At 73.9% G+C, this 21,394-nt stretch carries 17 protein-coding genes; 2 read left to right on the forward strand and 15 right to left on the reverse strand.

The annotated features are described in order from the left end of the window. Positions 1-59: 59 nt before the first annotated feature. The 8 genes from VT52_RS38830 to VT52_RS17375 form a co-directional block, all read right to left on the reverse strand. The gene (locus tag VT52_RS38830) at positions 60-2,312 is read right to left on the reverse strand and encodes an SWIM zinc finger family protein (protein WP_240509785.1); all 2,253 of its coding nucleotides are present in this window, start codon (positions 2,310-2,312) and stop codon (positions 60-62) included. Further along, the gene (locus VT52_RS17345) at positions 2,309-5,161 is read right to left on the reverse strand and encodes a DEAD/DEAH box helicase (RefSeq protein ID WP_046427040.1); all 2,853 of its coding nucleotides are present in this window, start codon (positions 5,159-5,161) and stop codon (positions 2,309-2,311) included. The genes VT52_RS38830 and VT52_RS17345 overlap by 4 nt, the downstream gene beginning before the upstream one ends. Before the next feature lie 147 nt (positions 5,162-5,308). Continuing rightward, a complete protein-coding gene (locus tag VT52_RS17350) occupies positions 5,309-5,896 on the reverse strand; it encodes a hypothetical protein (protein ID WP_046427038.1) in 588 nt (195 codons plus the stop codon). After that, positions 5,893-7,038 (reverse strand): ROK family glucokinase, encoded by a 1,146-nt coding sequence (locus VT52_RS17355; protein ID WP_046427036.1) that lies wholly within the window; start codon positions 7,036-7,038, stop codon positions 5,893-5,895. Before VT52_RS17355 ends, VT52_RS17350 begins: the two co-directional genes overlap by 4 nt. 106 nt (positions 7,039-7,144) lie before the next feature. Beyond that, positions 7,145-7,969, reverse strand: a complete 825-nt coding sequence (locus VT52_RS17360; protein WP_420856288.1) for an ATP-binding cassette domain-containing protein — start codon at positions 7,967-7,969, stop codon at positions 7,145-7,147. Next, positions 7,966-9,030, reverse strand: coding sequence for an ABC transporter permease (locus VT52_RS17365; protein ID WP_046427034.1), 1,065 nt, complete (start codon positions 9,028-9,030; stop codon positions 7,966-7,968). The genes VT52_RS17360 and VT52_RS17365 overlap by 4 nt, the downstream gene beginning before the upstream one ends. Then, complete coding sequence (locus tag VT52_RS17370; protein WP_046427032.1) at positions 9,027-10,031, reverse strand: sugar ABC transporter substrate-binding protein; 1,005 nt, start codon at positions 10,029-10,031, stop codon at positions 9,027-9,029. The genes VT52_RS17365 and VT52_RS17370 overlap by 4 nt, the downstream gene beginning before the upstream one ends. Positions 10,032-10,243: 212 nt before the next feature. Then, a complete protein-coding gene (locus VT52_RS17375) occupies positions 10,244-10,993 on the reverse strand; it encodes a GntR family transcriptional regulator (RefSeq protein WP_046427030.1) in 750 nt (249 codons plus the stop codon). Positions 10,994-11,110: 117 nt separating this feature from the next. On the opposite strand from VT52_RS17375, the gene VT52_RS17380 reads away from it, so the two are divergent. After that, on the forward strand, positions 11,111-12,133 hold the full coding sequence (locus tag VT52_RS17380; protein WP_046427028.1) for a Gfo/Idh/MocA family protein: 1,023 nt from the start codon (positions 11,111-11,113) through the stop codon (positions 12,131-12,133). Positions 12,134-12,219: 86 nt separating this feature from the next. Here the strand turns inward: VT52_RS17380 and VT52_RS17385 are convergent, their stop codons facing one another. The 6 genes from VT52_RS17385 to allB form a co-directional block, all read right to left on the reverse strand. Next, complete coding sequence (locus tag VT52_RS17385; RefSeq protein ID WP_046427026.1) at positions 12,220-13,416, reverse strand: cytochrome P450 family protein; 1,197 nt, start codon at positions 13,414-13,416, stop codon at positions 12,220-12,222. Between the two features lie 238 nt (positions 13,417-13,654). Further along, a complete protein-coding gene (locus VT52_RS17390) occupies positions 13,655-14,059 on the reverse strand; it encodes a guanyl-specific ribonuclease (protein ID WP_046427024.1) in 405 nt (134 codons plus the stop codon). Positions 14,060-14,504: 445 nt separating this feature from the next. Next, complete coding sequence (locus tag VT52_RS17395; RefSeq protein WP_079175091.1) at positions 14,505-15,317, reverse strand: AIM24 family protein; 813 nt, start codon at positions 15,315-15,317, stop codon at positions 14,505-14,507. A 60-nt stretch (positions 15,318-15,377) separates the two neighbouring features. Continuing rightward, positions 15,378-16,706, reverse strand: coding sequence for a globin domain-containing protein (locus tag VT52_RS17400; protein ID WP_046427022.1), 1,329 nt, complete (start codon positions 16,704-16,706; stop codon positions 15,378-15,380). Between the two features lie 403 nt (positions 16,707-17,109). Continuing rightward, positions 17,110-18,225: an allantoicase gene (alc, locus tag VT52_RS17405; RefSeq protein WP_046427020.1), complete on the reverse strand. Its 1,116-nt coding sequence runs from the start codon at positions 18,223-18,225 to the stop codon at positions 17,110-17,112. Positions 18,226-18,295: 70 nt separating this feature from the next. After that, on the reverse strand, positions 18,296-19,633 hold the full coding sequence (gene allB, locus VT52_RS17410) for an allantoinase AllB (RefSeq protein WP_046427018.1): 1,338 nt from the start codon (positions 19,631-19,633) through the stop codon (positions 18,296-18,298). A 285-nt stretch (positions 19,634-19,918) separates the two neighbouring features. Here allB and VT52_RS17415 point away from each other — a divergent pair, with 285 nt between their 5' ends. Continuing rightward, positions 19,919-20,713 (forward strand): IclR family transcriptional regulator, encoded by a 795-nt coding sequence (locus VT52_RS17415; protein WP_046427016.1) that lies wholly within the window; start codon positions 19,919-19,921, stop codon positions 20,711-20,713. Between the two features lie 182 nt (positions 20,714-20,895). Here VT52_RS17415 and VT52_RS17420 read toward each other — a convergent pair whose 3' ends face one another. Next, positions 20,896-21,240, reverse strand: coding sequence for a DUF5955 family protein (locus VT52_RS17420; protein ID WP_046427014.1), 345 nt, complete (start codon positions 21,238-21,240; stop codon positions 20,896-20,898). Positions 21,241-21,394: the final 154 nt, after the last annotated feature.

The following is a 21,394-nucleotide window of genomic DNA, read 5'->3' on the forward strand; positions in this document are numbered from 1 at the left end:
GCAGCTCCACGCTGCCGGCACCGGCCTTTTCGACTTCCGCGCGGGAGCGGGGCGTTCGGTCAGATGCCGTCCGGGGTGCCGAGTCCGGTGAGCGCGCCGACCGGATCGAGGTCGGGGGTGCCCCGGGGCCACCAGTCCTCCTCGCCGGGCTCGGACTCGTAGACGTACCACAGTCCGTCGCGGCCGAGGCGGAGCTGGACATGGCCGAGCGGATGGGTGAGCCGGTTGCGCCAGGGCCGGAAGGCGGGCAGGTCGGCGGCGAGCAGCAGCGGCCGGGCCCGGTCGAAACGGCCGGCCGGCGGGTCCCACGGCTCCTCCAGGACGACCAGCCCCTCCACCCCGCCCTGCCGCCAGGCGGCGACGGCCCGCGCGAGGTCGCCCGGGGTGCGGTCGGTGGCCTGGGCCAGCGTCGCGTAGAGCGCGCGGGTCGTCACGGTCAGGCCGGAGCCGGGACGGGCGGCGGCGAGCCGCACCGCGTCCTGCCACAGGGACAGTTCGCCGACCGGGTCGCGTCCGGTGCCGAGCAGCGCGTGCGCGCGGGCGGCGGCGTCGGTCGCCAGCTGGTCCAGCGCGAACGGGTCCGGGCCGCCGGGCGACGCGGGATACGCCGGGGGCTGCCCGGGATGCTCGGGGACCGGCGCCGGCGGGGGCGGTGCAGGGCGCTCGCGCGGGGCGAGCGCCTCGGTGGCGCGTATACCGGGCAGGGACGAGGGTCTCCGCTCCCCGTCGCGGGCCGCGCGGGCGGCGCTGCGCCGGGAGAGCGCGTCGAGCAGCTCCCGCTCGCCCCGGCCGCGCAGGAGCAGCAGGACGAAGGGGTCGGCGTCCAGCAGCCGCGCCGTCTGGTAGCACAGGGCGGCCGCGTGCTTGCAGGGGCGGCCCGAGTCGGGGCAGCTGCACCGCGGGGCGAGGTCACCCGGGACGGGCAGCAGCGGGACCCCGCAGTCGGCGAGGGACCGGGGCAGCTCCTTGTCGAGCAGCGCGGCGATGTGGCCGGGCCGGTCGGCGGCGGCGTCCAGGAAGCGCTCCCACTCGGCGTCCTCCAGGGTCCGTACCCGCACCTGGACGCGGTACGGGCGCGGACGGCTCCCGCGCACGTAGGCGAGGACCGATCCCGGGGTCACGGTGATCGCGTCCACATGTCCCTGGTCCGCGTACCCCCGGCCACGCGCCACCCGCCCGGCGTCCAGCGCGCCCCGCTCCAACGCCCGCACCCACGCGTTCCCCCACCAGGTACCGGCGAAGGGCCCGTCCCCGGTCCGCTCCCCGCGGGGCGCGAACGCCTGGAAGGTACGCCGGTGTTCACCGTCGCGGTGCGGCGTGGCCATGGTCGCCGGCGCGTGCGGGACGGCGGACTCGTGCTCGTGCTCGTGCTCGTGCTCGTGCTCGGGGAGCGTGGGCGCGGCCTCGTACCGCTCGGGCGCGGGATCATCCCCCGGCTCGGCATCCGTCTCCGGGGGCATCCGGAAGGCGTTCTCGAGGAACTGCCGCATCTCACCGGCGGCCTTGAGCCGCGCGGCACGGGAGGGGCCGGCGGCGGCGTCGGCGGACGCGCCTCCGACCCGGGCCCCGCTACCGGCCACCGGCGAACGCCCGGACCCGCGCCGCCCGCCGCGCTCGGCCTCCGCCTCCGCCCGCGGCGCCTCGCGCCGGGCGGCCCGCAGGGCTTCCCGGGCGATGTCGCCGGGGCGGGGCCCGGGGGTGGCGTCGTGATGGGTTCCGGGTCCGGGGTGCGGTTCGGCTTCCGGCGTGCGGGCTCCGTCCCGTTGTTCCGTGGGCTGTTCCGGGTGCTCGGCGCCGTCGGTGGCGACGGCGGCTCGCAGAGCGGCCCTCGCGGCAGCCGCGGGTCCCGGGGCGCGGTCGGCGGTACGGCTGTCAGGGTCCGTCCCGATCCCCGAGCCCCCGGGGTCTACGGGGACCCGGACCCTTGCCCGGCCGTCGGTGACGGCGCCGGCGGCGGCGTCGGCGAGCCCCGGCGTGTCCGCCGGCTCCGCCCCGTCGCCACGGTCCGTCCCCGGACCGGGGTCCGTCCCCTCATCGCGTCCCGCGCCGCTGCCCTCGGCGATCGGCACGGCCGCCGTGGACCGGTCGTCCGGCCCCTCACCGCCCGCCGCCCCCGGCATCGGTACCGGACCGAGCCGCTCCCCGCCGTCCCACTCCCCGCCGGGCCGCTCGTCCGCCTCCTGGAACCCCTCGCTCACGTCGGCCGTGTCCCCGCGGGCCGTCCGCTCCGCCGTCTCCTGTGCCCGGCGGCGCGCCGCCCGCAGGGCCTGGCGGGCCAGGTCGGCCGGGCGAGCGGGGTCGGTGGGGGTCATGGGGTGCTCCGCAGGGAGACGAGGTCGGAGAGTTCGCGGTCGGTCAGTTCCGTGAGGGCGGCCTCGCCGGAGCCGAGGACGGCGTCGGCCAGGGCCCGTTTGGCCGCGAGCATCTCGGCGATCCGGTCCTCGACCGTGCCCTCGGTGACCAGGCGGTGGACCTGGACGGGCTGGGTCTGGCCGATGCGGTAGGCGCGGTCGGTGGCCTGTTCCTCGACGGCCGGGTTCCACCAGCGGTCGAAGTGCACCACGTGCCCGGCACGGGTGAGGTTGAGGCCGGTGCCCGCGGCCTTCAGGGAGAGGACGAGCACCGGCGTCTCCCCGCCCTGGAAGCGGTCGACCATGCGCTCGCGTTCCGGCACCGGGGTGCCGCCGTGCAGCAGGTCCACCGGGACCGCGCGGGCGGCCAGATGGGCGGTGATCAGCCGGGCCATGCCCACGTACTGGGTGAAGACCAGCACCGAGCCGTCCTCGGCGAGGACGGTGTCCAACAGCTCGTCCAGCAGGGCGAGTTTGCCCGAGCGATGGACCAGCCGGTCGGTGGCCCCGGCCTCCTTGAGGTAGAGCGCGGGGTGGTCGCAGATCTGCTTCAGCGCGCCGAGCAGCTTCAGGACGAGACCCCTGCGGGCGATCCCGTCGGCGGTCTCGATGGCCAGCATCGACTCGCGCACCACCGCCTCGTACAGCGCGGCCTGTTCGCGGGTGAGCGGCACCGGATGATCGGTCTCGGTCTTCGGCGGCAGCTCCGGGACGATGCCGGGGTCGGACTTCTTGCGTCGCAGCAGGAAGGGCCGGACGAGGCGGCCGAGCCGGTCCACGGCCTCCTGGTCCTCGCCGTTCTCCACCGCGCGGGCGTGCCGGGCGCGGAAGGCCTTCAGCGGGCCGAGGAGCCCGGGGGTGGTCCAGTCGAGCAGGGCCCACAGCTCGGAGAGGTTGTTCTCCACCGGGGTGCCGGTGAGCGCCACCCGCGCGGGGGCCTCGATGGTGCGCAGCGCCCTGGCGGTGGCCGAGTAGGGGTTCTTCACGTGCTGGGCCTCGTCCGCGACGACCATCCCCCAGGCCTGCTCGGCGAGTCGGGCAGCGGCGGAGCGCATCGTGCCGTACGTGGTGAGGACGAAGCCGCCGTCCAGCCCGGCCAGGGTGCGCTCCGTGCCGTGGAAGCGGCGGACGGGGACGCCGGGGGCGAACCGGCTGATCTCCCGCTGCCAGTTGCCCAGCAGGGAGGCCGGGCAGACGACGAGGGTGGGTTCGCGGCGCGCCCGCTTCAGGTGCAGGGCGATGAGCGTGACGGTCTTGCCGAGGCCCATGTCGTCGGCGAGGCAGCCGCCGAGGCCGAGGGAGGTCATCAGGTCGAGCCAGGCGAGGCCGCGCAGCTGGTAGTCGCGCAGGGTGGCGGCGAGTCCCGGGGGCGCCTCGGCGGGGCGCGGGCCCGCGGTGAGGCGGTCGCGGAGGGCGGCGAGGGCGCCGACGGGTACGGCCCGGACGGTCTCGCCGTCGACGTCGGCGGTGCCGGTGAGCGCCACGGACAGCGCGTCGAGGGGGTCGAGCAGGCCCAGTTCCCGTTTGCGGGCCTTGCGGACGAGGGCGGGGTCGACGAGCACCCAGCGGTCCCGGAGCCGTACGACGGGACGGTGGGCCTCGGCGAGGGCGTCCATCTCGGCCTCGTCCAGCGGGTCCCCGCCGAGCGCGAGCTGCCAGCAAAAGCGCAGCAGGTCCTCGCTCTCGAAGAAGCCGGTGCCGTCGGTCGCGGAGCCGGGCGCGGGCCGCACCTCGGCGGTGGCGGTGAGGTCGCGGGCGAGGTCCCGGGGCCAGTGCACGGCGACCCCGGCGGCGGCCAGCCTGCTCGCCGCGACGCCGAGCAGGTCGCCCAGCTCCTCCTCGGACAGGGCGAGGACGTCGGGCACCTCCTGTTCGGCGAGCCGGTCCAGCGGCGGCCACACCCGCCCGGCGCGGCGCACGGCGAGGGCCGCGTCCACCCGGGCGCGGGGGCCGAAGGCGATGTCGGCCTCGCCCGCCCACAGGGCGGCCGCGTCGGCCACGAGGGTGGGGTCGGCGAGGCTGTGGACCTGCACGATCGCCGCCCCGGCGGCACGGGAGCCCGCGCTCGCGCCGGCGTCGAAGACGTCGTACGCGGACAGGTCGAGGCGCAGCGAGACGCGTACGCCCGCGTCCATCCCGGCGGCGACCTCGGCCGCCCACGCGTGCGCCCCCGGCAGGGACTGGGGCTCGCGCGCGGCGAAGGCGCGGCCGCAGGCGTGGGCGGCGGCGGGGGTGCGGGGCAGGGTGTCGGCGACCGCGTCCAGGAAGGAGCGGACCAGTGCCTCCGGCTCGGGCAGCCGCAGCGGTCCGGGGTCCGGCAGCGGCACGGCGTGCCCCTCCGGGGGCAGGGCGGCGGCGATCGCGCGCAGGTGGGCGATGTCGCCGGGCTCCAGCGGACCGGCCCGCCAGGCGTCCTGGGCGCTCAAGGTGAGACCGGGCAGCAGCCGCCCCCGGGCGACGAGCCGCAGCGCGTGCAGCGCGGCGGCGCCCCAGCAGGCGGTGGCGGGGTGCGCGGCGGGGTCCCGGCGGGCACGGACCAGCAGGGGCAGCGCCTCGGCGAGCGGCAGGCCCAGCGCGGGTACCCGGCGGCGGCGCACTCCCGCGCCGTGCCGCCGCACGACCGTGAGTTCCTCGGGGTCGGCGGCCGCGGCGGGCAGGGGCTCGCCGGCGGGGTCCCAGAAGGCGATACGGCCCGCGCGCGGCAGCGGCGCGGGCAGATACACCGCGGCCAGGCGCACGGGCACGGGGTCACCGCCCGACGCCGTCCGCGGTCCCGGCGTCCGCTCGGCCGTCGTCGCCACACCGCTCATACGTTCTGCCACCTCCCGCCCGCACATCGGACCAGTCGTCTCCGACTCTACGGGCGGGGTCTGACAACCGGCCCCGACGGCCGGTCCCGGCCGGCCGCGAGGCGGGATCGCCGGCCGCGCACCGCCGCGCGGGGCGCGCCCCGTCCGCTACGGCACGGTCCGCGACACCACGTACACCGTCGGGAAGTCCGGGTCGGCCATGTTCACGACCACGTCCTGGGTGGGTGCCGGGTTCTTCCGCGTGTGCGTGAGGCCGTACCAGGAGCCGGAGCCGCCGAAGGTCCAGCCGCTGACCTTGCGGTCGCGGGCGCCGACGGCGATGTCGCCCTTCTTCAGCTCGTCGCGGCGCGAGCCCATGGACTGGAGAAAGGTGTCCAGGCCGGCCGGGTTGGTGCGGAACTGCACGTACAGGCGGCTGGTCTTCCAGTTGTTGGTCTCGTACGAGGCGATGCGGTCGGCGGGGCGCGGGACGTTCACCTGGTAGAGGCGGCGCTGCACCTTCGACGGCCAGCCGGGGGTGAGGCCGGTCGCGGAGTACTTGGCCTCCTTGTCCTTGCCGCTGTTGCGGCTCTGGTTCGCGGAGATCACCAGGTATCCGGCCGGCACGCCGATGAGCAGCACGATGATCAGCAGGGTGAGCGCCCGGCGCCTGGCCTTGTGGCGGGGGTCCTCGGGGGGCCGGCGCGCCGGCCCCGGCGCGCCGGCCTGGCGGGGCAGGGAGGTGGAGGCGGTCATGCGGTGTCCCGTTCGCGGCGGGCCTGGGCGTATCGCTCGTAGCGCTCGTACCGCTCGACCCGGCGGCGCTTGGCGCGCCGGAACCGGCGGGCGACCAGGCGGGCCAGGTCGGCCGCGCCCACCATGCCGGCCTCGGGGCCGAGCTGGGCGCGGGTGATACGGGCCTCGGGGCGGTAGCCGCGGCCGGTGAGATGACGCTTGAAGGCGTCCCTGGCGGGGCCGATGAGCAGATCGTCGGCGGCCGAGACGCCGCCGCCGATGACGAAGCAGGAGGGGTCGAGGGCGGCGGCCAGGTTGGCGATGCCGACGCCGAGCCACTGGCCGATGTCCTGGAGCAGTTCCACGCACATCGCGTCGCCCTCGCGGGCCAGCTCGGTGATCATCGGCCCGGTGATGTCGCCGATGTTCCCCTTCACGTGCTCGATGATCCCGTAGGCGACCGGCGAGTCGGCCTGGGCCAGCTCGCGCGCCTCGCGGACCAGGGCGTTCCCTGAGCTGTACTGCTCCCAGCAGCCGCGGTTGCCGCACGGGCAGCGGTGGCCGCCGGGCACGACCTGCATATGCCCGAACTCGCCCGCGACGCCGAACTTACCCCGCTTGACCTGGCCGTCCTCCAGGATCGCGCCGCCGATACCGGTACCCAGTGTGATCATCACCAGGTGGTCCTCGCCGCGTCCGGCGCCGAAGCGCCACTCGGCCCAGGCGGCGGTGTTGGCGTCGTTGTCCACGAGGACCGGCACGGAGAGGCGGCCGCTGAGCCGGTCGCGCAGCGGTTCGTTGCGCCAGGACAGGTGGGGGGCGAACAGGACGCGGTTGCGGTCCGCGTCGACCCAGCCCGCGGCGCCGATGCCGACCGCGTGCACGTCGTGCCGGTCGGAGAGGTCCAGGACCAGTTCGACGATGGTGTCCTCGACGACCTTGGGGCTCTTGGACTTGTCCGGCGTCTCCGCGCGGAGCTTCTCCAGGATGTTGCCGTCGGCGTCCACCACGCCCGCCATCACCTTGGTGCCTCCGATGTCGATGCCGACGGTGGGGACGCGGGGGGCCGTCAGGTGGGACCGCCGCTCCCGGGTGCCGGCCGTACGCAGCACGGGGGCGCGGCGGGAGCCGATGGGGGCCGTGAGGTCGCGATAGGTGCTCATCGTTGGTCGATTGTGCCTCAACGACGGTAAGGGTGCCGTATCGGCGAAGGGGAGGGGCGGGCGGTCCTGGTGGTGGCCCGGTCGACCGCGACGCCCCTCGGGTCCCTCAGCCGCGCTGGAGTTCGTGGCGCAGGGCGTCCAGGTCGGAGCCGCCGGCCATCTGCGCGGTCAGCTCGTCCAGGGTGATCTCGTCCCGTGTGTGATTGCCCACCATCGTGCCGCGGCGCAGCAGCACGAACCGGTCGCCCACGAGGTACGCGTGGTGCGGGTTGTGGGTGATCAGGACGACGCCCAGGCCCTCGTCGCGGGCCGCGGCGACGTACTTGAGGACCACACCGGACTGCTTGACGCCCAGGGCCGCGGTCGGCTCGTCCAGGACGAGCACCTTGGCGCCGAAGTGGACGGCGCGGGCGATGGCCACGCACTGGCGTTCGCCGCCGGAGAGGGTGCCGATGGGCTGGTCGACGTCCCGCAGGTCGATGCCCATGCGCAGCAGCGCCTCCCGGGTGGTGCGGCGCATGAGGGCGGTGTCGAGGCGCTTGAAGGGGCCGGTGCCCTTGCGGGGCTCGGAGCCGAGGAAGAAGTTGCGCCAGACCGGCATCAGGGGCACGACGGCCAGGTCCTGGTAGACCGTGGCGATGCCCCGGTCCAGGGCGTCGCGCGGGGAGGCGAGGCGGGTCTCCTCGCCCTCGATGCCGAGGGTGCCGCCGTCGTGCTGGTGCAGTCCGGCGATGATCTTGATCAGGGTGGACTTGCCGGCGCCGTTGTCGCCGAGGACGCAGGTGATCTCGCCCGCGCGCACCTGGAGGGACACGCCGTCCAGGGCGCGCACGTTGCCGTAGTGCTTGCCGACGCCGGACAGCTCGACGAGGGCGGGCGCCGTCGTCCGTGCCGCCTCGTCCGTCATGCCGTCCGTGATGCCGTCCGTCATGTCGTCGCCTCCGCGCGCTTGCGGACCCAGGCGTTGAGCAGGGTCGCGAGGAGCAGCATCGCTCCGAGGAAGAACTTGAACCAGTCGGGGTTCCACTCGGCGAAGACGATGCCCTTGCTGGTCATGCCGAAGATCAGGGCGCCCACCGCGGAGCCGACCGCGCTGCCGTAGCCGCCGGTGATCAGGCAGCCGCCGATGACGGCCGCGATGATGTAGATCAGCTCGTTGCCGACGCCCTCGCCGGACTGCACGGCGTCGAAGGAGAAGAGCAGGTGCTGGCCGGAGATCCAGGCGCCGAACGCGACGCCCATGTAGAGGCCGATCTTGGTCTTCGCCACCGGCACGCCGACCGCGCGGGCCGCGTCCTCGTCGCCGCCGACCGCGAAGATCCAGTTGCCGACGCGGGTGCGCAGCAGGATCCAGGAGCCGAGGGCGACCAGGGCGAGCCACCACAGGATGGTGACCTTGAAGCCGACGCCGCCGACGGTGACCGTGGAGGCGAAGACGGCGTGCGCGCCGGCGAAGCCCTGCATGTCGCCGATGGTCTTGGTGGAGACCGTGCCGTCGATCAGCTTGGTGAAGCCGAGGTTCATGCCGCACAGCATCAGGAAGGTGCCCAGCGTGATGATGAAGCTGGGCAGCTTGGTGCGGGTGAGCATGAAGCCGTTGAAGGCGCCGACGGCGAGGCTGGCCAGGAGGGACACGCCGACGCCGACCCAGGTGTTCGCCGTCATCTGGTAGCTGAACATCGAGGAGATCAGCGCCGAGGACGTCACGAGGACGCCGGCCGACAGGTCGAACTCGCCGCCGATCATCAGCAGCGCCACCGGTACGGCCATGATCCCGATGGTCGAGGAGGCGTACAGCACGGTGCTGAGGCTGGAGGCGCGCAGGAAGCCGTCGGCGACGAGGGCGAAGAAGACGAAGACGGCGAGGGCGCCGACGACCGAGCCCAGCTCGGGGCGGGCGAGGAGCTTCTTCGGCAGGGGGGTCCGCAGGATCCGCTCGTCGACCGCCGGCTCCACGGACTTCCGCTCGACCGCGTCCTGTCCTGCGGTCATCGGGTGCCCCGCTCGGTGTACGCCGCCAGCGTGGCCGCCTGGTCCTTGGTGATGATCTGCGGGCCGGTCAGCACCGGCTTGCCGCCGCCGAGGACGTCGCCGTTGTACTTGTAGGCCCACAGCAGGTCGACCGCCTCGTACCCCTGGAGGTACGGCTGCTGGTCCACCGCGAAGCCCAGGGTGCCGTTCTTGAGCGAGGCCGCGACCTGCGCGTTGAGGTCGAAGGTGTCCACCTCGGCCTTGCTGCCCGCGTCGTTCCTGGCCTTCACGGCGGTGTCGGCGTAGGGCGCGCCGAGGGTGACGACGCTGTCCAGGGACTTGTCGGCCTGGAGCTTGGCCTCGATGGCGGACTGCACGTCGGGCATGTTCGTGCCGTTGACGTAGAGCTTCTGGAGCTTGCCCTCGAAGGTCTTGGCGACGCCGTCGCAGCGCTGCTCGTGGCCCACGTTGCCCTGCTCGTGCAGCACGCACAGGGCCTTCTTCCGGCCGCGCTTGTTCAGTTCGTCGCCGACGGCCTCACCGGCGATGGTCTCGTCCTGGCCGATGTGGGTGAGCGCGCCGAACGCCTTGGACTCCTCCGAGCCGGAGTTGACCGTGATCACCGGGATGCCGGCCTTCTCGGCGCGCTGGACGGCGGCCTTCATGGCGTCCGGCTTCGCCAGGGTGACGATGATGCCGTCGACCTTCTTGTCGACCGCCGCGTCCACCAGCTGGGCCTGCTGCTGGGCGTCGTCGTCGTGCGAGTACAGGAAGTTGATGTTGTCCTTGACGGCGGCCTGCTTGGCGCCGCTCTGCACGATGTCCCAGAAGGTGTCGCCGTCTCCGGAGTGCGTGATCATCGCGAAGGTCCAGCGGGGGGTGTCCACCGCCGCCCTGCCCTGGGCGACGGCGGCCTTGCGGGCGTCCTCGGCCCGCTTCCCGCCGGTGCTGCTGCACCCCGCGAGGCACACCGAGAGTGCCCCCGCGAGCGCCATGACTGCCCAGGTCCGAAACCGTGCCACGAGGCCGTGCCCTTCTCGCTGTCTCCAGCTGACTCTCAGCTGTCCTTGCTCCGACGTGCGTGAGGGGCGGGCGACCTCACCGTCGGTGTGTCCCGGCGGCGACCTCACCAGCCCCAAACACTTCAGTATCGGTCACCGCGGACGGCCGGCGGACGGCCGGGGAGGAGATTCCGGTCACCTTGTCCGGACAATGCGACGAACTTCCGGTGCGGTCAGGGCCGTACGAGCAGCTGGAACTCGAAGGCGTAGCGGCTCGGGCGGTAGGTGTGGTCGCCGTACTCGACCGCGCGGCCGGTGTCGTCGTAGGTGGTGCGGCACATGGTGAGCAGCGGGGCGCCGTCGGCCTCGCCGAGCCGCTCGGCCTCGGTGGCGGTGGCGCCGCGGGCGCCGATCGACTGGCGGGCGCTGTGCAGGGTGATGCCGGCGGCGCGCAGCAGCCGGTACAGGCCGGTCGCCTCCAGCTGGGCGGTGTCCAGGTCGAGCAGTCCGGGCGGCAGATGGTTGATCAGGTAGGCCATGGGCTCGCCGTGCGCGAGCCGGAGCCGTTCGACGCGGTGGACGTCGCCGCCCTCGGCGATCCCGAGCGCGGCCGCGATCTCGGCGGAGGCCGGGACGACCGTGTTGACCAGGACCGTGGTGGTGGGACGCCGGCCCGCCGCCGCCAGGTCGTCGTAGAGGCTGCTCAGCTCCAGCGGGCGCTTGACCCTGCTGTGCACGACCTGGGTGCCGACGCCCCGGCGGCGCACCAGCAGCCCCTTGTCGACCAGCGACTGGATGGCCTGGCGGACGGTGGGCCGGGACAGGCCGAGCCGCGCGGCCAGTTCGATCTCGTTGCCCAGCAGGCTCCCGGGGGTCAGGCTTCCGTGCTCGATCGCGGCCTCCAGCTGCTGGGACAGCTGGAAGTACAACGGCACCGGCGAACCGCGGTCCACGCGGAGTTCGAGCGCGACGGTCGGGTCCACAAGTGGTTTGGGCACGGGCCCGAGCGTAGCCGCGTGCGCAGTTGACGGGAAGTCGTGAAGTCCGATTGTCCTGACATACGAATTGACAGGGGCGGGCCGCGCCGTCACTTTGTTTCCATGCGCATCGGGGTCATCGGTACGGGCCGCATCGGCACCCTTCACGCGAACACGCTCAGCCGTCACCGCGAGGTCGGCTCGCTGATCCTGACGGACGCCGATCCGGCGCGGGCGCAGCGGCTCGCACAGCGGCTGGGCGAGACGGCGGCGCCGGGGGTGGACGAGATCTTCCGGTGGGGCGTGGACGCGGTGGTGATCACCACGGCGACCGCGGCCCATGCCGAGCTGATCGGCCGGGCGGCACGCTCGGGACTGCCGGTCTTCTGCGAGAAGCCGGTCGCCCCGGACCTGGCGGGCACGCTCCAGGCGCTCGCCGAGGTGGCGACGGCCGGAACGGTGCTCCAGATGGGCTTCCAGCGCCGCTTCGACGCGGGGTACGCCGGGGCGCGCGAGGCGGTGCGCGCCGGACGGCTCGGCCGGCTGCACACCGTGCGCGCCCTGACCTGCGACCAGTCCCCTCCCCCGGCCGGCCGGCCGGCGCCGTCCGGCGGGCTGTTCCGGGACACGCTCGTCCATGACTTCGACATCCTGCGCTGGGTGACGGGCCAGGAGGTGAGCGACGTCTGCGCGGCCGGCTCGGACGCGGGCCCCGCGATGTTCCGCGAGGCCGGCGACGTCTGCACGGGCGCGGCGCTGCTGACCCTGGACGACGGCACCCTGGCGACGGCGACCGCGACCCGCACCAACGGCGCGGGCTACGACGTCCGCATGGAGCTGGCCGGGGAGCGCGACACGGTGGTGGTCGGCCTGGACGACCGTACGCCGCTCGCCTCCACCGAACCGACCGGACCACCACCCGCGGACAAGCCCTGGACCGGCTTCCTGGAACGCTTCGCGCCCGCGTACGAGGCCGAGCTGTGCGCCTTCGTGGACGTGCTGCGCGGCGAACGCGCCAACCCCTGCGACGGTCGCGAGGCCCTCCAGGCCCTGCGGATCGCCGAGGCCTGCGAGGTGTCGCGGCGGGAGCGGCGGGCGGTGGCGATGGCGGAGATCCCGACGGAGGCGGCGGCCGGGGGCGGCTGAGCGGCCGTGCCGTACGGGAGCGGTCAGGGGGCGGTCGTACGACCGTCACGCGCGAGCCGTACGACCATCCGCCCGGCGGCGCTCCCCTACCAGCGCACCGGCAGGGTCCGCAGTCCGCGCATGAGCATGCCCGGCAGCCACTCGTCGTGCGGGCCGTCCAGCGCGAGGCCGGGGGCGCGCTCCAGCAGGCTGGAGATGGCCGTGCGGCCCTCCAGGCGGGCCAGCGGTGCGCCCAGGCAGTAGTGGAGGCCGTGGCCGAAGGCGAGATGGCCGCGGGCGTCGCGGCGGATGTCGAAGCGGTCGGGCGCGGGGAAGCGGGCGCCGTCACGCTGGGCGGCGGTGAGGCCGACCATCACGTGCTCGCCCTTCTCGATGCGGACGCCCCCGATCTCCAGCGGCTCGACGGCGTACCGGAACGTGGCGTTCTCCACCGGGCCCTCCCAGCGCAGCGTCTCCTCGACCACACCGTCGATCAGACTCATGTCGGCGCGCAGGGCGGCGAGTTGATCGGGGTGGGTGAGCAGGGCGAGGACGCCGTTGCCGATGAGGTTGACCGTGGTCTCGTGGCCGGCGATGAGCAGCAGGAAGGCCATGCCGCGCAGTTCCTCGGGCGAGAGCCGGTCGCCGTCCTCGGCGGTGGTGCGGACCAGCTCGCCGAGGAGGTCGCCGGTGACCCCGGAGCGGCGTTTGTCCTCGATCAGTTCGGTGAGGTACTCGCCGAGCCGGGCGATCGCCTCGGACTCGGACTCGGGGTCGGTCGGGGCGACCACCTGGGTGGAGATCTTGCGGAACTCGGTGCGGTCCATCTCGGGGACGCCGAGCAGTTCGCAGATGACCGTGAGGGGCAGCGGGTAGGCGAGGGCGGCGATGAGGTCGGCGCGGCCGCCGCCGGGTGACAGCATCTCGTCCAGCAGTTCGTCGGTGATCCGCCGCACGCGCGGGCGCAGTTGCTCGATCCGGCGCATGGTGAAGGCGCGGGTGACGAGGCTGCGCAGCCGGGTGTGCTGGGGCGGGTCGGTGGCCAGCAGGTACCTGCCGACCAGCGCCTGGTCGACGAACATCACGCCGATCTTGGCGCCGTCCTTGGCCAGCCGGGGGTCGGCGAGGGCGGTGCGCGCCTCCTCGTACCCCACGACGAGCCAGGTCTCGTAGTCCTCGGCCGCATCGGGTATCCGGATCCGGTGCACCGGGCCCCGCTCGCGCAGCATGGCGTACACCGGATGCGGGTCGCGCCGGAACGCGTCCCCGAACTCCCCCAGATCCACTGCCTGTCGCCGGTCCATGACTCCCCTTCCGGACTCCCCCGAGGCCGACCGGGCGCATCCCGGTGCCTGGAGAACGCGTACGGGGCGAGCTTGGTGCCCGGCCGTGCGGAAATTCCCTCGGGGAGCGGGAGATGGCCGAAAACGATGTGCCGGGGGCCAAAGACGGCTCGCCCCGCGGCCGTCGGGTGGGGGGGTGGGGCCGCGGGGCGAGGCTCGGTGCGGACCGACTACGGACCAGTGGTCGGCCGGCGGGGGTTCAGCAGCCGAAGTCGATCAGGTCGAACGTCGCGTAGTGGTCGGAGGTGTAGTAGTCCTCCTGGCTGCCCTCACCGGTGACGATGCGGCGGGTGCCGCGGGTGGGGGCGCCGGGGGTCACCACGGTGTACTCGTGGTAGTAGCCCGAGGACTGGCTGGGCAGGACGCCCTCGCGGTTGGAGAAGACCGTGCCGTCCTGCGAGTAGGGGTAGGGGCCGCCCTGGGCGATGAGTCCGAGGGTGTCGTCGGCCTGCGGCGGCAGGGCGCTGTGGCAGATGCCGCCGACGGAGGCGGCGGAGACGACGGACGCGTCCGCCGTGGTGGCGGAGACGGTGCCGCCGACGAGGAGTGCGGACAGGACTGCGGCTGCGGCGCCGATACGAGCGGCGCGTGGGGGGATTCGCATGACGTCATGATGACGCGCGTAGACACGGACATGTCAACGACAACACTGTGGAATTCCCCGTCAAGTAACCTTGTTTTTCGACGAGTTCACTTTCCTCCTCGGGACACCCGCAGGAAGGTCACGAGGCGGTCACCGGGCGCCCGGCGTGCGCCCGGTCGTGGAGGTCCGGCCGGGCGTCCCCGAGGTGGCCGAACAGGCGCAGCGGCACCCGTGCGGGGCGCTCACGCCGCGCACCGAGGACGGCCCGCCGCGTCCGCGAGGCTCAGGGCCTCAGGGCCTCAGGGCCTCAGGGCCTCAGGGCCTTGAACTGGTCGCGCGGGAGGCCCGGCACGGCTTCGGCCGCGATCTCCTCGGCCGACGGCGTGGCGCCGCGCTCCGTGACGTCCCTCCGCACGAGGAACTCCCCGCCGGCCGGGGACGGCCGCCGGGTGTCCCCGGCAGGCGCTCACCCCGCGTGTGTGGAGAACAGGCCGCCCGTCGGACCCTGCTTGTCGCCGCCCTGGGCCTTCTTCAGTGCGTTGGCCAGGCTCTCGATGGTCAGGGACTGGAGTATGACGCGGCCTTGGCCCTCCAGGGTGGCGAGGGAGAGTCCCTCACCGCCGAAGACGGCGTTCATGACGCCCTGCCGGTTGAGGCCGCCCACGCGCTGGACGCCGTACCGGATGCCCTCCTCGAAGGCGACCACGCAGCCGGTGTCCACCTCGATGCGGCCGCCGAAGTCCGCCGGGTCGAGGTCGATGAAGTTGCCCGCGCCCGCGATGATCACCGTGCCGTGACCGGTGAACTTCTCCAGGACGAACCCCTCGCCGCCGCTCATGCCGGTGCGGCCGCCCGCGAAGGCGATGCCGAACTCCACCGAGGACTCGGCGGCCACGAAGGCGTCCTTCTCGGCGAACCAGGCACGGCGGCCGTCCAGTTCCAGCGCACGCATCTCACCGGGGAGGACGCCCGCGAAGCCCACCGTGCCCTGGCCGCCCTGCGCGGTGAAGTACTGGAAGGCCAGGGACTCGCCCGCGAGCATCCGCTGGCCCACCTGCATGGCGGTGCCCATGGCCTGGCGCAGCAGGCCGCCCATGCCGCCGCTCCCGCCGCCCTGCTGCCCGCCGCCCCCGGAGGGGCCGGACAGCCGGGTCTCCATGGTCACGTTCGTGGTCTTGAACAGGAACTTCCCGGCCTCGCAGTACACGGTCTGGCCGGGGTCCAGGTTGACGACCGCCATCTGCATGGCGTTGCCGACGATCTCTTGCTGAAGGGTCACGCCAGGAAGAACGCGGGAGGAGGGTGTGAGAGTTCCGGCACGGCACGCGCGTGGCGCGGCTCACCCCCCGGTGATCGCCACCGGTGCCTGTGCCCGGGACGGTCGCGCGGCCGGGGGCAGGGTGCCGTCCACCGGGTCGTGGTGGATGCGGTCGGGCGGCTGGGCCAGCCCGGTCAGGCCGTACACCGTGGCGGTGACCATCAGGGGCGGCCCGCTGACGTAGGCGGTGTGTCCGGACCAGTCGCCGCGCCGGGCCACCGCGTCGGCCACCGAACCGCTCTCGGCGGCGCCGGACTCCTCGCCGATCACCGGGACGACGCGCAGCCAGGAACAGTTCTTCTCCAGGCGGGCGAGGGCGGCGGTGTCGTACAGGCCGTCCAGGGTGCGCGCGCCGACGAACAGGTGGGTGCGGCGGTGCAGGGGGCGCCGGGACAGCTCTTCGAGCAGGGCGCGGGCGGGCGCCCAGCCGGTGCCGCCGGCCACGACCAGGACGTCCCGCGCGGGATCGCCGTCCAGGACCATGGAACCCTGGGCGGGGCCGAGGCGGAGCGAATCGCCGGCGCGGGTCCGGGTGACCAGCGCGTCGCTGACGCCGCCGGGGGCGGTGCGGCGGACGTGGAACTCCAGTTCGCCGTCCGGGCCGGGCGCGCAGGCGATCGAGTACGGGCGCCAGGTCAGCGGCAGCAGCGGGGTCTGGATCCGGGTGTACTGCCCGGCCCGGTAGGGAAACGGTTCCGCGGGACGCACGCGGAGCACCGCGAGGTCCGGGGCGCGCAGCTCGTGCGCGGTCACCGTGCCGTTCCAGTACGGCGGTTCGGCCAGCGCGCCGGCGGCCCCGTCCACCATGGCCGCGACGGCGAAACGCAGCATGCGCAGCCACGCCTGCTCCATCTCCTCGCTCCAGTGCGCGCCCGCGCTGCGCCGCAGGGCCTCGGCGAGCGCCTGCTCGAACACCTCGAAGTGCACCGGCCGGACGCCGAGTTTGCGGTGGTCGCGGCCGAGCCGGGCGCAGAAGTCGGCCACCTCACGAGGCCGGTCGAGGTGCTCGATCAGGTACCACAGCGCCCGTTCGAGATGGACTCGCTGGAACTCCATGGAGTCGGGGAAGAGCGAGCGCAGATAGGGGTGGCGCTCGAACATGGCGTCGTAGAGGTGCCCGATGAGCTTGCCGAACGGGGTGACCAGCGGCAGCCGGCGGGTGATGACCCGCTGGTCGGCGGCGCCGTCGTACGGCTGCCCCTGGGCCCCGTGCGCGGCGGCCAGCCACGGCCCCGTGCCGGTGTCCGGGCGGGCGGACGGGGACAGCAGCCGCTGGCGCAGGCGCATCGCGTCCCGCCGGGCGAGGAGCGCGTGGTACTCGTCGTGGCCTTCGCTTCTGGTGGTGTTCACGAAACTGGCTCTCTCCCTGCGGTACGTCGCGCGCCGCCCACCGTGCCCGGCCCCGTCACCCGGCGGTCGTCGGCGCGCTCTCTCGGCGCCGTCTTCGCGTGGACCGCGCGGTGCGCCGGGTCGGGGGCGCCGCGCGAGCGCGCGACGGCGTGGGCGAGTGCACCGCCGGAAGAAGACGGTGGCGGTCCACTCGTGCCCACGGCGCCGCGGGTCCGGCCGGAAGACGAGGCAGTATCGCACCGCGGTCCCGCTGCCGTCCGGCCCTGTGCGATGGGGCCGTTCGGCCCCTTTCATCCCCCGTGGGCGGCTGGTTCGCTGTACGGGCGGCACGCACCGCGGACAGCACGAGGGGCGGGCTCCCGCCTCCCCGCGGTGCCCGCCCCTCGATCCGTGTGACGGTGTGTCAGCCGCCCAGTTCCTGGTGCCGCGCGGCCAGTCGGGCCGCACCGGCCTCGGTCGGGGCGCCGTACAGGCGCAGCCGGGAGATGCCGCCATCGGGGTAGATGTCGATGCGCGCGTGGGTGCCGACGGCCGGTTCCGGCAGGACGAACCGGTGGTTGGTGTCGGGCTGTAGGCGGGTGCGGGGCAGGATCTCGCGCCAGTCGCCGTCCTCCCCGTCGCGCACGGAGACCGATGCCCAGCCGGCGCTGTTGCCCTTGAGGTACGCGGTGTCGATCTCGACGGCGCCGATGCGGGACTGGGTGACGAGCCGGTAGCGGATCCAGTCGTGGCCCCGGTCGCGGCGGCGCCGGGTCTCCCAGCCGTCGTCCATCTTTCCGGAGCGGCCGGGCTGGATGGTGTTGGTGGCCGGCGAGTAGAAGCGGTCGGAGGCGTCCTCCACGCTGCCGCCGTTCTCCAGGGCGACCGTGTCGAAGGTGCCGAGCGCCGCCAACCACGCGGGATCCGGCGCGACTTCGCCGTACACGCGCAGGCGGGCGATGCCGCCGTCGGGGTGCTGGTTGACGCGCAGGTGGGTGAAGCGCTGCTCCAGCGACACGGGGAAGCCGTTCGCGGCGTGGCCGCCGACGGGGGTGCGCGGGACGAGGGTGGTCCACTTCACGTCGCCGCCGAGCAGTTCGGCGGGCGAGGGCGAGCCGGGGACCGAGGCGGCCTCGACGGAGACGGCCTGCGGGTAGTTGCCGCGGAAGTGGGCGGTGTCCACGACGACACCGCGGATCACCCCGGGGGCGCCGAGGCGGACCAGGGCCCAGTCGTGGTCCTCGGCGGTGGGCCAGGGGTCGTCGGCGCCGGCACCGCGCCGGCGGCGGGTCTCCCAGCCGTCCATGATCTTGCCCTTGTGCCCGAAGTGCTCGGGGTCGAACTCGGCGCGCTCGGGCACCAGCAGGTTCTCGCGCTGGGCGAAGAACTCGTCGTTGGCGGCGACGACACCGGCGCCGAGGCGGCGGTCGGCGAGGTTGGCGTACTGGGTGAAGGGAAAGTCGGCGGTGCGGTAGTCCGCGTACGGGTCACCGCCTCCGTAGGGGTTCGCGTCGCCGGTAAAACCTGGTGTCGCCGTCACGGTGATCAGTGGTTCCTCTCGGGAAGTCGGCCGGATGGGTCTGCGGGGGTGCCCCTGGCCGGGGCAGGGCTCAGGGGCGGTCGAGCAGCGTGCCCTTCGGCGGGGTGAACTCTCCGTCGGAAATGATGCGTTCGCCGCGCAGCCAGGTGGACCTGACGACGCCGTGCAGGGTGCGGCCGGCGTACGCGGTGACCCGGTTGCGGTGCTGGAGGCCGGCCGGGTCGACGGTGAAGGTCTCCTCGGGGGCGAGGACCGCGAAGTCGGCGTCGCGGCCGGGTGCGATGGCGCCCTTGCGGGCGTCGAGTCCGACCAGGGCGGCGGTGCGCGCGGACATCCAGCGCACGACGTCCTCCAGGGTGTGGCCCCGCTCGCGGGCCTCGGTCCACACGGCGGAGAGGCTGAGCTGGAGGCCGGAGATGCCGCCCCAGGCGGTGGCGAAGTCACCGGTCTTCAGGTCGGCCGTGGAGGGCGAGTGGTCGGTGACGACACAGTCGATGGTGCCGTCGGCGAGCGCCTCCCACAGCAGGTCCTGGTTGGCGGCCTCGCGGATCGGCGGGCAGCACTTGAACTCGCTGGCGCCGTCGGGGACTTCCTCGGCGGTGAGGGTGAGGTAGTGCGGGCAGGTCTCCACCGTGATCCGGACGCCCTCGGCGCGGGCGGCGCGGATCAGCGGCAGCGCGTCGCTGGAGGACAGGTGCAGCACGTGCACCCGGGCGTCCAGACGGCGGGCGTGCGCGATCAGCGCGGCGATGGCGGTGTCCTCGGCGTCGCGCGGGCGCGAGGCGAGGAAGTCGGCGTAGCGGGGACCGCCGTGCTGCGGGGCGGCGGCCAGGTGGTGCGGGTCCTCGGCGTGCACGATCAACAGGCCGCCGAAGCCGGCGATCTCCGCGAGGGAGCGGGCGAGCTGTTCCTGATCGAGATGCGGGAACTCCTCCACCCCGGACGGGGACAGGAACGCCTTGAAGCCGAAGACCCCGGCGTCGTGCAGCGGGCGCAGGTCCTTGACGTTGCCGGGCAGGGCCCCGCCCCAGAACCCGACGTCGATGTGCGCCTTGTCCCGGGCAACGTCCCGCTTGATCCGCAGATGCTCGACGGTGGTGGTCGGCGGCAGGGAGTTCAGCGGCATGTCGACCAGGGTGGTGATGCCGCCGGCGGCCGCGGCACGGGTGGCGGTCCAGAAGCCCTCCCACTCGGTGCGGCCCGGGTCGTTGACGTGCACATGGGTGTCGACCAGGCCGGGCAGCAGCACGTCGTCGCCGACGTCCACCAGGCGCGCGCCGACCGGGACCTCGGCGTCGTACGGCAGCACGGCCGTGATCGTCCCGGCGGACACGGTGACCGTGGCGGCCCGTGTCCCCTCCGGGGTGATGACGCGTGTCGAGCGCAGCACCAGTTCAGCGTCGGACACCCGGACCCCTTTCCGTACCGCCGTCGAGACACCCGGGCCTTCGCGCCCGGGGAACGGGATATACAGCCATGAAACGGATTTCAACGTTCTGTTGAAGGAGTCTTCACTCCCCGTTCGGCGCCGTCAAGGGGCGTCCACCCGATGGCGGGCCGGGGATGACACCCTGGACGTTTCCACAAAGCGGAATTAGAATTCCATCAAGCAGAACGTAGCTCCGCACAAGCGGGGAGTCAACCGTCTGCCGGGTAGGCTGCTGCCCTCCGTCCGCCCCGAAAGGAACGTGCCGTGCCGACGTCGAGCGCCAGCACCCCCGAATCCGCCAAGGCCTCCGGCGGTGGCGGGGTCCAGTCCCTTGAGCGCGCCTTCGACCTGCTGGAACGGATGGCGGACGCGGGCGGCGAGGTCGGCCTGAGCGAACTGTCCGCGACCAGCGGGCTGCCGCTGCCCACCATCCACCGGCTGATGCGCACCCTGGTCGCCTGCGGCTACGTGCGCCAGCAGCCCAACCGGCGCTACGCGCTCGGCCCCCGGCTGATCCGGCTCGGGGAGTCGGCGTCCCGGCTGCTCGGCACCTGGGCACGGCCGTATCTCGCACAGCTCGTGGAGGAGACCGGCGAGACCGCGAACATGGCACTGCTGGACGGCGACGAGATCGTGTACGTGGCACAGGTGCCGTCCAAGCACTCGATGCGGATGTTCACCGAGGTCGGCCGGCGGGTGCTGCCGCACTCCACGGGCGTCGGCAAGGCCCTGCTGTCGGCGGTGCCGGACGACGAGGTGCGGGCGCTGCTGGGCCGCACCGGGATGCCCGCGGCGACGGACCGGACCATCACCACGCCGGAGGGGTTCCTCGCGGCGCTGGCGGAGGTGCGGCGGCAGGGGTACGCCGTGGACGACAACGAGCAGGAGATCGGGGTGCGCTGCCTCGCCGTCTGCGTGCCCGACTCCCCCACCGCCGCGGCGGTCTCCATCTCGGGGCCGGCGGGCCGGGTGACCGAGGAGGCGACGGAGAAGATCGTGCCGGTGCTCCAGCAGGTCGCGGCCGAGCTGTCCCGGTCGCTGGCCAGTTCCGGCACGTAGTCCCGGCCGGTCCGGCCGCCCCGGAGGGGGCGCCGCCGGCGAGGGACCCCGGCCGCGCGAGCCGGTCCGCGGCGCCGCCCGTACCGACCGGCTCCGCGAGGCCGGGCGGTACACCGGGAACCGCCCCGGCCGGAGGCGAGCGGGGCGCCGGCCGCGTCGTACCGCCGCATCCGCGCACAGGCTCAGGGGCGGGGGCTGTTCGCGTCGGAGGGCCGATCCGGACGGGGCAGTGCCCCCTGGCCCCGCCGCGCGGGTTCCCCGAACAGGTCCACCGCGGCCCTGACGTCCCGCAGGGCCCCCGACAGGGCGCTCATCGAGCCGATGGCGCCCGCGAGGAGAAGCAGGGAGCCGCGCAGCCGGGGTATCTCAGGAAAGCCGTCGCAGGTCATGGCGGCGAGCGCGGCCAGTTCGTCCTCGGCTATCGCACGGTCCGGGAAGTCCGTGCGCAGGGCGGCGAGTTCGCGGCGTAAGCGGGTCACCGCCAGGCGCAGCTCCGTCACCCTCGGGTCCCCTTCACCGCCGGTCACCGGCCTGTGCCCCAAGCTCCGCAAAGCAGCCCTCCCCAGGCAGCCACGCCGTCGTGCGCGGGTCAGTAAACGCCACCCGGCCCGGCGAGCGCCACAGGGCATGCCGAAATTCAGCCCACGGAATCCTGAAAGCCGGGCCGCCGTCGGGTATGCA

The sequence above is a fragment of the Streptomyces malaysiense genome, from assembly GCF_000980885.2.
Taxonomy (GTDB): domain Bacteria; phylum Actinomycetota; class Actinomycetes; order Streptomycetales; family Streptomycetaceae; genus Streptomyces; species Streptomyces malaysiense.

Excerpts from the sequence above, each read along its gene's own strand:
- VT52_RS17380 (WP_046427028.1), top strand. The coding sequence starts at position 11,111 with ATGCGCATCGGGGTCATCGGTACGGGCCGCATCGGCACCCTTCACGCG.
- VT52_RS17350 (WP_046427038.1), bottom strand. The coding sequence starts at position 5,896 with ATGACCGCCTCCACCTCCCTGCCCCGCCAGGCCGGCGCGCCGGGGCCG.
- VT52_RS17385 (WP_046427026.1), bottom strand. The coding sequence starts at position 13,416 with ATGGACCGGCGACAGGCAGTGGATCTGGGGGAGTTCGGGGACGCGTTC.
- VT52_RS17390 (WP_046427024.1), bottom strand. The coding sequence starts at position 14,059 with ATGCGAATCCCCCCACGCGCCGCTCGTATCGGCGCCGCAGCCGCAGTC.
- VT52_RS38830 (WP_240509785.1), bottom strand. The coding sequence starts at position 2,312 with ATGACCCCCACCGACCCCGCTCGCCCGGCCGACCTGGCCCGCCAGGCC.
- VT52_RS17355 (WP_046427036.1), bottom strand. The coding sequence starts at position 7,038 with ATGAGCACCTATCGCGACCTCACGGCCCCCATCGGCTCCCGCCGCGCC.
- VT52_RS17365 (WP_046427034.1), bottom strand. The coding sequence starts at position 9,030 with ATGACCGCAGGACAGGACGCGGTCGAGCGGAAGTCCGTGGAGCCGGCG.
- VT52_RS17360 (WP_420856288.1), bottom strand. The coding sequence starts at position 7,969 with ATGACGGACGGCATCACGGACGGCATGACGGACGAGGCGGCACGGACG.
- VT52_RS17345 (WP_046427040.1), bottom strand. The coding sequence starts at position 5,161 with ATGAGCGGTGTGGCGACGACGGCCGAGCGGACGCCGGGACCGCGGACG.